Annotated in this window: 8 protein-coding genes; 6 read left to right on the top strand and 2 right to left on the bottom strand. The window is 63.6% G+C overall.

Features of this window, described 5'->3' with window-relative positions; translation table 11 throughout:
• Nucleotides 1-267 precede the first annotated feature (267 nt).
• Nucleotides 268-516: a hypothetical protein gene (locus tag ACTJLB_RS31770; RefSeq protein ID WP_020069766.1), complete on the top strand. Its 249-nt coding sequence runs from the start codon at nt 268-270 to the stop codon at nt 514-516.
• A gap of 90 nt (nt 517-606) precedes the next feature.
• Here the strand turns inward: ACTJLB_RS31770 and ACTJLB_RS31765 are convergent, their stop codons facing one another.
• Nucleotides 607-1,395 carry a sulfite exporter TauE/SafE family protein gene (locus ACTJLB_RS31765; RefSeq protein ID WP_087751523.1) on the bottom strand — a complete coding sequence of 263 codons (789 nt, stop codon included), beginning with the start codon at nt 1,393-1,395 and terminating at the stop codon, nt 607-609.
• Nucleotides 1,396-1,618: 223 nt separating this feature from the next.
• Complete coding sequence (locus ACTJLB_RS31760; protein WP_440785605.1) at nt 1,619-2,266, bottom strand: LysE family translocator; 648 nt, start codon at nt 2,264-2,266, stop codon at nt 1,619-1,621.
• A 268-nt stretch (nt 2,267-2,534) separates the two neighbouring features.
• On the opposite strand from ACTJLB_RS31760, the gene ACTJLB_RS31755 reads away from it, so the two are divergent.
• From ACTJLB_RS31755 to ACTJLB_RS31735, 5 genes are all read left to right on the top strand, one after another.
• The gene (locus tag ACTJLB_RS31755) at nt 2,535-3,428 is read left to right on the top strand and encodes a LysR substrate-binding domain-containing protein (RefSeq protein WP_408200842.1); all 894 of its coding nucleotides are present in this window, start codon (nt 2,535-2,537) and stop codon (nt 3,426-3,428) included.
• A gap of 295 nt (nt 3,429-3,723) precedes the next feature.
• Nucleotides 3,724-4,707, top strand: coding sequence for a hydroxymethylglutaryl-CoA lyase (locus ACTJLB_RS31750; RefSeq protein WP_440785604.1), 984 nt, complete (start codon nt 3,724-3,726; stop codon nt 4,705-4,707).
• Complete coding sequence (locus ACTJLB_RS31745) at nt 4,704-5,942, top strand: CaiB/BaiF CoA transferase family protein (RefSeq protein ID WP_440785603.1); 1,239 nt, start codon at nt 4,704-4,706, stop codon at nt 5,940-5,942. The genes ACTJLB_RS31750 and ACTJLB_RS31745 overlap by 4 nt, the downstream gene beginning before the upstream one ends.
• A gap of 62 nt (nt 5,943-6,004) precedes the next feature.
• Nucleotides 6,005-7,486: an MFS transporter gene (locus ACTJLB_RS31740; protein WP_020069773.1), complete on the top strand. Its 1,482-nt coding sequence runs from the start codon at nt 6,005-6,007 to the stop codon at nt 7,484-7,486.
• Nucleotides 7,487-7,901: 415 nt separating this feature from the next.
• On the top strand, nt 7,902-8,987 hold the full coding sequence (locus tag ACTJLB_RS31735; protein ID WP_027804908.1) for a glycosyltransferase family 4 protein: 1,086 nt from the start codon (nt 7,902-7,904) through the stop codon (nt 8,985-8,987).
• Nucleotides 8,988-9,020 lie beyond the last annotated feature (33 nt).

The raw sequence follows: 9,020 nt of genomic DNA, 5'->3' as shown, positions 1-9,020 counted from the left end.
CGACCGACTAGGCCTACCCCGTCTCTCCTGACCTCAACTTCCCGAACCGCCCGGTGCGGGCCCGCATGCCGGGTGGTGTGGCAGGGGCGTAGCCTGTTGGCTACCCCCTATGCCGATTGTGCGACGCCGTTGAGGAAACGCCAGCCGCGACGACGGTTTCATCAGACGCTGCACTGCAAGCCACGCGCCGTCGCCCAATGTGTGGGATGACACATTGGCGACGCCGCGCCAAGGGTACCGTATGCATGAAGAACCGGAGTCAACGCCATGCAAACTACGCTCCTGCGCTATACCGATCTGCCCATCACCGACCGGGCCGCATTCGAACTGGTGTGCGCGCGGCACGGCTTTGCGCCCTCGCATTTCGACGTCAGCATTTGCGCCGATCCCGCCGATGCTGCTCATGAGCGCCTCGTCACCGTGCGACGTGGCGGCTGGGCTCAATCGTATTACGACCGCCAGGGTCAATGGGTCAGACAGTTCGAGGCCGATCTGACCTGCCGCTTTTTCAGGTGACGGCGACGGCGGGAGCCCGGCATCGGGGTTGCGTCATCAGTCTGAGACAAGGCGAAAATCATACCGGCGTGACGCCAGCATCGCGCGGCTTCACGCCAGCACCAGACGCACGCCTACCAGCGTGAGCGTCGCCGCGAGCAGATTGCGCAGCAGCGCATCCGGCGCGCGCGCGGAGAGCATGCTGCCCACCGCGATGCCCGGCAGCGAGCCCACGAGCAGCGACAGCAGCATCGACCAGTCGACCGAGCCGAGCAGCCAATGGCCCGCGCCTGCGAGCAGCGTAAGCGGTACCGCATGCGCGATGTCGGAGCCGACGATGCGGGTTGTCGGCAGCATCGGATAAAGCAGCAGCAAAACGGTCACGCCGATTGCGCCCGCACCCACCGAAGTCAGCGATACGAGCACACCGAGCACCGCGCCCGTCAGCATGGTGAGTCCGAGCGTGCGTCCCTGGCTGGGCGTGCGTTGACGGTGCGCGCCCAACGCCGCGAGTTGCGGGCGGAACACGAGCGCGACTGCCGTCACCAGAAGCGCGATCCCGAGCACGATCTGGATCAGTCGGCTCGCGCCCGGCGTGTCCATCCCATAGCGGTGCAACAGCACCAGCGTGACCGTCGCGGCCGGCACGCTACCGGCGGCGAGCCGCAGCGTCACCTGCCAGTCCACGGAGCCTTTCAGGCCGTGCACCAGCGTTCCGGTCGCCTTGGTGGCGGCCGCGTAGAGAAGGTCAGTGCCGACTGCGGTCGCCGGGTGTACGTTGAACAGGAGGACCAGGATCGGCGTCATCAGCGAGCCGCCGCCAACGCCCGTCAGCCCGACCAAAAAGCCGACGAACAGGCCGGAGGCGGAGTACAGCAAATCGATATGGGGAAGAGCCATTGATGAGACCGCTGGCGGTCGGTGGATTGACCGTGGATTGACAGTTAGAGCACGGGCGGCGCGCGTGTTCCCCACCGCCGACGCAGGTCGGCAGATCGGGCATCAGGCAACGCTCGGCGCAGCGAAAGCCGCTATTGTCGCAAAACTGACGCGCGAGCGTACGAACGGCGCGGAACGCGCGCGCCGCGGCCGTCCGCGCGAGGCTTAACGCGCTGCTCAGCGCTCAAAGCGCGCGACGAATTTCGACGACGCCAAAAGCCGCGAGCATGATCCCGACGAGCCGGTCGATCGCGAGCCGCAATTTGCTGCCGATAGCGTGCCGCGCGAGCGAGACCACCGTCACGAGAAAGCACCACCACGCGATCGAGCCGCAGAAAACGCCGCCTACCGTCGTAAGCGCAATCGTCGACGAAAACGCGCCCCGAGGCGCCAGCGTCGTGAACAACGCGGCGAACATGATGACCGTCTGCGGGTTGGTCAGCGTGAGCAGCAAGGAACTCGCGTAAGCGCGCAGCGCCCCCGTGCGGCCCACTTGCGCGAGCTTGCCGTTCCCGTTCGCTTCGCCGTTGGCCGCGTCGACCGGAGGCTTTTGCAGCAGCGTGCGCACGCCGAGATACAGCAAAAACAATCCGGCTAGCAGATGCAGCGGCCGGTCGTATGCCAGCATGAACTGCGAAATGCCGACGAGCCCGAGCGCCGCGATCAGACCATAGAACGCGTCGCCGCTCGCAATGCCCAGGCCGATCGCGAGTCCGGCGCGCGGGCCGCCCGTCAGCGTGCGGCGGATGCAAAGCATACCCATGGGCCCGACCGGCGCGGCAATCGCAAGGCCGACGCCGGCAGCGGTAATGAAGAGGCTGGTCATGGACATGGCTATTTCCGTGAAGTGGTCATGGTCGGTAGCGATACAGTCGCCGGGCGGGCCGCATGCATCGCAAAACATTTAGATAATGTGTCGGCATCCGCGAGCATCGCTCAGCATAGCGAGCCCGCAAGCCGCGAGCAAGCGGCCAGCGGTCCAGGAGCAAAGCCAGCGCGCAAGCGCTGCGCATGAATCGACCGTGGATACCCTGGCATCGGGTCCGGCACCGCTTTACTCGGGCATAATTTTCCCCACTCTAACTTCGGAGCCATCCCGCATGTGGCAGATCGATCAGGTGACGTTGCGCTTGTTCATTGCCGTTTGCGAGGAAGGCACGATCGCACGCGCCGCGGAACGCGAGTTCATCGCGCCGTCGGCGGTCAGCAAGCGGCTCGCCGATCTCGAGGCGCTCGTCGACGTCGCGCTGCTTTCGCGCAGTCAGCGCGGTGTGCGCGCCACTGCCGCCGGCGAGGCATTGTTGCGGCATGCACGGCTCATCATGCGCAGCCATGAACGCATGCAGGCCGAGCTGAGCCAATATGCAGCCGGCGCGCGCGGCCATGTTCGCGTGCTGGCGAACGTGTCGTCGATGGTCGAGTTTTTGCCCGAGGCGTTGTCCGAATTTCTAAAGGCGAACCCGCAGATACGCGTGGATGTCGAAGAGCGCGTAAGCGCGGAAATCGTTCGGGGCCTCGAAGAAGGCGTGGCCGATCTCGGCATCTGCCGCGACGTAGTGCCGATGGGAAGTCTCGACGCGCTGCCATATCGAGCCGATCACCTCGCGCTAATCGTGCCGCGCGGCCATCCACTTGCCGGCGAGGCGGCCATCGGCTTCGAGCAGACGCTTGCGTTCGATCACCTCGGGCTCTCGTCGAATGCGTCGGTCAATGCGCTGATGCAGCGGATCGCGGCTGAGAAAGGACGCGAACTCAACTATCGCACCTACGTGTCGACCTTCGACGCCGCCTATCGTTTTATCCAGGCCGGCCTCGCGGTAGCCATTCTGCCGGGCGAGGCGCTGCCCCGTCATGCCGCCGACGAGTACGGGATCGTCGCCGTGCCGTTGCGCGAAGCGTGGGCCGAACGGCGCTTCGTGATCTGCGTGCGCGACCGCAACGCGCTGACGCTCGCCGCGTCGCATTTGCTGGAGCACTTGCTGCGCATGGTTTGAGGCATGCGCAGAGGTAGCGTCCCGACTTCCGGTCCGCTGCGGAACCAGGCGGCTCAATCGCTCATCAATATGCGATTCAAGCGACGCGCATGGCCGCGCAGGTCCGCACGTCGCATCCTCTGAAAAGCCCTTAAGGGTTTCCCCTTTGCGACGGCGCATGCCCGTCCCGCTTGAGTCGCCGGCCATCGTCAACGGCGATGGAGTGCTTCGTCAACGCAGACTTTGCGATGCGGCGTCGCGCAGGCACGCTGTGATCCGTGCTTCATTTCCCCGCATTTTCCGCAGGATTCAAAACATGAGTGATATCAGGGAGCGCGTCGTCGTGACCGAGGTCGGCATGCGCGACGGTCTGCAAAGCATCGCCCAAACGATGCCCACCGAATCCAAACGCCGTTGGATCGACGCCGCCTATGCCGCCGGCGTGCGGCACATGGAAGTGGCTTCATTTGTGCCGGCGAAGCTGCTGCCGCAAATGGCCGATGCCGATGAGGTCATCGCCCACGCGCTGCGTTATGGCGATCTGATCGTGACCGCACTCGTGCCGAACCTGAAAGGCGCGCAACGTGCGCTCGAAGCGGGCGTGCATCGGATCGTCGCACCGATCTCGGTGAGCGCCGCGCACAGCCTCGCGAACGTGCGCAAGACGCCGGCCGAAATGATCAACGTGTTTGCGGCGATGCGCGAGGCGATCGACAGCGCGCCGGCTGCAGGCGCGCGGCGTGTGGAGTTGATTGCCGGTTTGTCGACGGTATTCGGCTGCACGCTGCAAGGCGCGGTGCCCTATGAAGACATCGCTGCGATTGCAGGCGACGCGGTGCGTGCAGGCGCCGATGTGATCGCACTCGGCGATACGACCGGCGAAGCGACGCCGCGCCAGGTCGGCGAAATTATCGAAATCGTGCGCGGCGTGGCGGGCGACAAGCTGCGCTCGCTGCATCTGCACGACACGCGCGGCCTTGCGCTCGCCAACACGTTGGTCGGACTGCAACACGGCATTCGCGAATTCGACGCGTCGCTCGCCGGGCTTGGTGGTTGTCCGCACGCGCCTGGCGCAACCGGCAACGTCAACACCGAAGATCTCGTCTTCATGCTGGAAAGCATGGGCTATGAAACCGGCATTGACCTCACGCGCCTGATCGCGTCGCGTGCAGTGCTCGCCGATGCGTTGCCCGGCGAGCCGCTTTACGGCTATCTCGCGCGCGCCGGTTTGCCCACGCAGTTCGCCGCTTCGAGACAGATCGAATCTTTACCCTCTTCGTGCTCACAGGTGCTGCAATGAACGCCCATTCCGCTACCGCCAGTTCCGCCACTGAAGCGCCGCAGCAGAGCGCATTGCCGCTTGCCGGCATTCGCGTGATCGAGTTGTCGCATATGGTGATGGGCCCGACCTGCGGGATGATTCTCGGCGACCTCGGCGCAGAAGTCATCAAGGTCGAGCCGCCGCGCGGCGACGGCACGCGCCGTTTGCTCGGCACCGGCGCGGGTTTTTTCCGAACCTTTAATCGCAACAAGAAGAGCGTCGCGCTCGATCTCGATAGCGAAGCGGGACTGGCTGCACTTCACAAGCTTGTCGATACCGCCGACGTGTTCGTCGAAAACTTCAAGCCGGGCCGCATGGCGACGCTCGGTCTCGACTATGCGTCGCTGCGCGAGCGCAACCCGAAGCTGATCTACGTATCGCATAAGGGCTTTCTCAATGGCCCGTATGAACATCGCCTCGCGCTCGACGAAGTCGTGCAGATGATGGCGGGCCTCGCGTACATGACCGGTCCGGTGGGGCGCCCGCTGCGCGCGGGCAGTTCGGTCAACGACATCATGGGCGGCATGTTCGGCGCGATCGGTGTGCTCGCGGCACTGCACGAACGGCATGCGAGCGGGCGCGGCAAGGAAGTGCAAAGCGCGCTCTTCGAAAACTGTGTGCTGCTGTCCGCGCAGCACATGCAGCAGTACGCCGCGACCGGTGTGCCGCCGGCACCGATGCCTGAGCGCATCAGTGCATGGGCCGTCTACGACGTCTTCACGCTCGCGAACAACGAGCAGATGTTCATTGCCGCGACCGGCGACGGCCAATGGCGCGCATTGTGCGCGATTCTCGGCCGCGGCGATCTGCTCGCCGACCCGCGCCTCGCGACGAACAACGACCGCGTGCTCGCGCGCTCATGGTTGCTGCAAACGCTGGGCGACACCTTGAGCCGTTTCGAAGGCGAGGCGCTCGTGCCGCTGTTCGAGCGCGACCACATTCCGTTCGCGTCGATTGCGAAGCCCGAAGAACTGTTCGACGACCCGCACCTGAAAGAAAGCGGCGGCCTTGCTCGCCTCACGCTAGACGACGGCAGCGAAACCGCCATGCCGTTGCTGCCTATTTCGATCGACGGCGCGCGTTTGCAGCCGCGTCAGCCCATCGCGAAGATCGGCGAGCACACGGTGGCGGTATTGCGCGAGCTCGGTTATGACGAGGCGCAAATCGCGCTGTTGAACAACGACTCGAACCGGGCGCCACGCGAGGCTGCGTAATCCGCAGCGCGCACAGTCAATCAAGCTTATCCGGCGCAGACCGGCATTCAAGGAGACAGACGATGAAGTCGTCGAATCAGACGGTGTATGCGACAGCGGTCGGCGATGCCGGCGCCCTCGGCTTGCCTTCGGGCGCAGGTGCGTCGGCGGGCAGCCGTGCAGAAGAAATAGCGCTGGGCGGCGCGCGCATTTCGGCGCGGCTCGACCGCTTGCCGGCCACGCGTTCCATCTGGAAGCTGGTGATGTTGTTGAGCCTCGGGCTCTTCTTCGAACTGTACGACCTGATGTTCTCGGGCTATATCGCGCCAGGGCTCGTGCGCAGCGGCATTCTGACCGCGACGACTCATGGCCTGTTCGGCACGAGCGGCGTTGCGAGCTTCATCGCCGCGTTGTTCGCGGGACTCTTCATTGGAACCGCGGCTTGTGGCTTTCTCGCCGACCGCTTCGGGCGCCGCGCAATTTTCACGTGGTCGCTGCTTTGGTATACGGCGGCGAACGTCATCATGGCGTTTCAGGACACGGCGCTCGGGCTCAATCTGTGGCGTTTCATCGCGGGCATCGGCATAGGCGTGGAGATCGTGACGATCGGCACCTACATCTCCGAACTCGTGCCCAAGCACGTGCGCGGCCGAGCGTCTGCGTGTTCGCAGGCAGTCGGTTTCTGCGCAGTGCCGATCGTCGCTTTTCTCTCGTATCTGCTGGTGCCTCATCAGTTCTTTGGCCTGGACGGCTGGCGTCTTGTCGTGTTGACCGGCGTGGTGGGCGCGATCGTCGTGTGGTGGATCCGGCTCGGTTTGCCGGAGAGCCCGCGGTGGCTCGCGCAAAAAGGCCGGATCGACGAAGCGGACGCGATCATGACGCGGCTCGAAGCGCGAGTCGAACGCGAATACGGACGAGCGCTGCCGGAACCCGCACTGCCCGAACCGGTTCGGGCCCGCGCAGCGTTCCGCGATCTGCTGGTGCCGCCATACCGCAAGCGCACGCTGATGCTCATCATCTTTCATGTATTCCAGACGATGGGCTACTACGGCTTTGCCAACTGGATTCCGACGCTGCTGATCAAGCAGGGCATTACGGTGACGACGAGCCTGATGTACGCAAGCATCATCGCGGTGGCGGCGCCGCTCGGACCGTTGCTCGGCTTGCTGATTGCCGACCGTTTCGAGCGCAAGACGGTGATCATCTTCATGGCGGCCGTGAACGTGGTGTGCGGCCTGCTGTTTAGCCAGGTGCGCGAGACGGTGCTGCTGGTGAGCCTCGGCGTGTGTCTCGTGCTCGCGGGCAACATCATTTCCTATAGCTATCACGCGTACCAGGCAGAACTCTTTCCGACGAGTATCCGGGCACGCGCAGTGGGCTTCGTCTATTCGTGGAGCCGGCTGTCGGCAATGTTCTCCGCATTCGTGATTGCTGGTTGCCTGAGCCGCTTCGGCGTAAATGGCGTGTTCGTGTTCATATCCGGTGCGATGGCAATTGTGATGCTCGCTATCGGCACGCTGGGCCCGAAGACGCGCGATGTCGCCTTGGAGGACATCTCGAAGTAGGGTCTTTCTTTGGTTCTTGCCTCGCGTATAGACCGCCAGATGCCGCCGCTTTCATCGCCCGTTTCGCCAATGTGCGGTAGCGCTCATTAACGCTCGTCAGACATTTGGCGAAATGGTGTAATGGATCGGCCGGCCTATTCGGTCTCCAGAAGAAATTCACCGCCCAAGTGGGCGATACCGCTCATTTCGAAGCCGAAGAAGTCTTGGACTTGGCGCAAACTTGCAGGATCTTGGGTGTAACGTTTTCTCGCGACGAGAACCGGTGCATTGGCCGGTCGCGTGTTGCGGAAAGGGCGCGCGTTGTAAAGGCGTGCGCCACATACAAACTATCGGATGAGAGCGCCCGGCGTGCCGTTGTTCGCTGGGCCGACTCATCTATCCGCTGCAAAATGGGCGGTCATCAGAGAGATAAATCGTGAGGATTCTTCAACTGGTTCACGCACCACGATTGTCCGGGGCAGAAGTACTCGTAAAAGGTCTTGCGATTCACCATCAGCGTGCCGGACACGAAGTCTGCATGACTTCGCTGTTGCCGCAGCAAGACGACTTCGTCGCTATTCGAGCCGAGCTCGCGGCGGCGGGTGTCATGTGCCGTTTTCCCGATGTGCGGCACGGCAGGATCGGCAAACTGCTGCACCTGTATCGCGTGGTGCGCGAGTTTCGCCCGGATTTCATCATTGCGCACGCGACGCTTGCTGCGCTGTACGTGCGTCTGTTGCCGGTGCACACACCTATCGCATGGGTGATGCACTCGGGCGTCAACGACTTCGAGAACGGTGCGCTCAAGCGCGCCGAACGCCTGCTATCGCGCCGGGCGAGAGCCATCATCGGCGTCTCGCAGCAGAATATCGACGACTATATGCGCGAAATCGGCCGGCATCCTTCGATGGTGGTCATTCCCAATGGCGTCGACGCGTCGCTATTCGCCGGACACGACAGTTCGCCCGCACCCGACAGTGCGGTGCCTTCGAAGCAGATCGTTCAGCTCGGCCGATACATAGAAGGAAAGAGTCAACTGGACACGGTTCGCGCATTCGAGCGTGTACTTCAGGTCGAACCCGAAGCGCGTTTGCTGCTGTGCGGCGTGGTCGAGGAACTCGATTATCACCGCGCAGTGGTGTCGCTCGTGAGGCAACTTGGTCTGGAGAGCAAGGTCAGCGTATGCGGACCGCGCTCGGACGTTGCCGCGGTGCTGCGCTCCTCGCGCGTGTTCGCCATGCCATCGCGCTTCGAAGCCCAGAGCATAGGATTTCTGGAGGCGCTCGCGTCGGGAATTCCGGTCGTGGCGAACCGCATTCCTTCATTCGGCTTCGCGAGCAATCTGGCCGGCGTGAATCTCGTCGATACGACGGACGTCGACGCCTATGCTCATGCGCTCGTCAAGGCGTTGGAAACGCCGCGCGCGCACCGGCAACTCGCGGGTTATACGCTGCACGACACCGCGGACCGCTACATGTCGATCGTGCGCAAGTTCGCTCAGCCGATGCAGGTATCGGCCTGAGTCGCCCCTGAGTTCATTCTGAGCTTAAGGACC

The sequence above is a fragment of the Paraburkholderia sp. 22098 genome (assembly GCF_052045935.1).
In the GTDB taxonomy this organism is placed as follows: domain Bacteria; phylum Pseudomonadota; class Gammaproteobacteria; order Burkholderiales; family Burkholderiaceae; genus Paraburkholderia; species Paraburkholderia caledonica.
This window is presented reverse-complemented; position numbering and strand designations above follow the sequence as displayed.

Bases quoted from the DNA above. Each gene is read 5' to 3' on its own strand.
- ACTJLB_RS31765 (WP_087751523.1), bottom strand. From the start codon at position 1,395: ATGGCTCTTCCCCATATCGATTTGCTGTACTCCGCCTCCGGCCTGTTC.
- ACTJLB_RS31755 (WP_408200842.1), top strand. From the start codon at position 2,535: ATGTGGCAGATCGATCAGGTGACGTTGCGCTTGTTCATTGCCGTTTGC.
- ACTJLB_RS31740 (WP_020069773.1), top strand. From the start codon at position 6,005: ATGAAGTCGTCGAATCAGACGGTGTATGCGACAGCGGTCGGCGATGCC.
- ACTJLB_RS31750 (WP_440785604.1), top strand. From the start codon at position 3,724: ATGAGTGATATCAGGGAGCGCGTCGTCGTGACCGAGGTCGGCATGCGC.
- ACTJLB_RS31760 (WP_440785605.1), bottom strand. From the start codon at position 2,266: ATGTCCATGACCAGCCTCTTCATTACCGCTGCCGGCGTCGGCCTTGCG.
- ACTJLB_RS31770 (WP_020069766.1), top strand. From the start codon at position 268: ATGCAAACTACGCTCCTGCGCTATACCGATCTGCCCATCACCGACCGG.
- ACTJLB_RS31745 (WP_440785603.1), top strand. From the start codon at position 4,704: ATGAACGCCCATTCCGCTACCGCCAGTTCCGCCACTGAAGCGCCGCAG.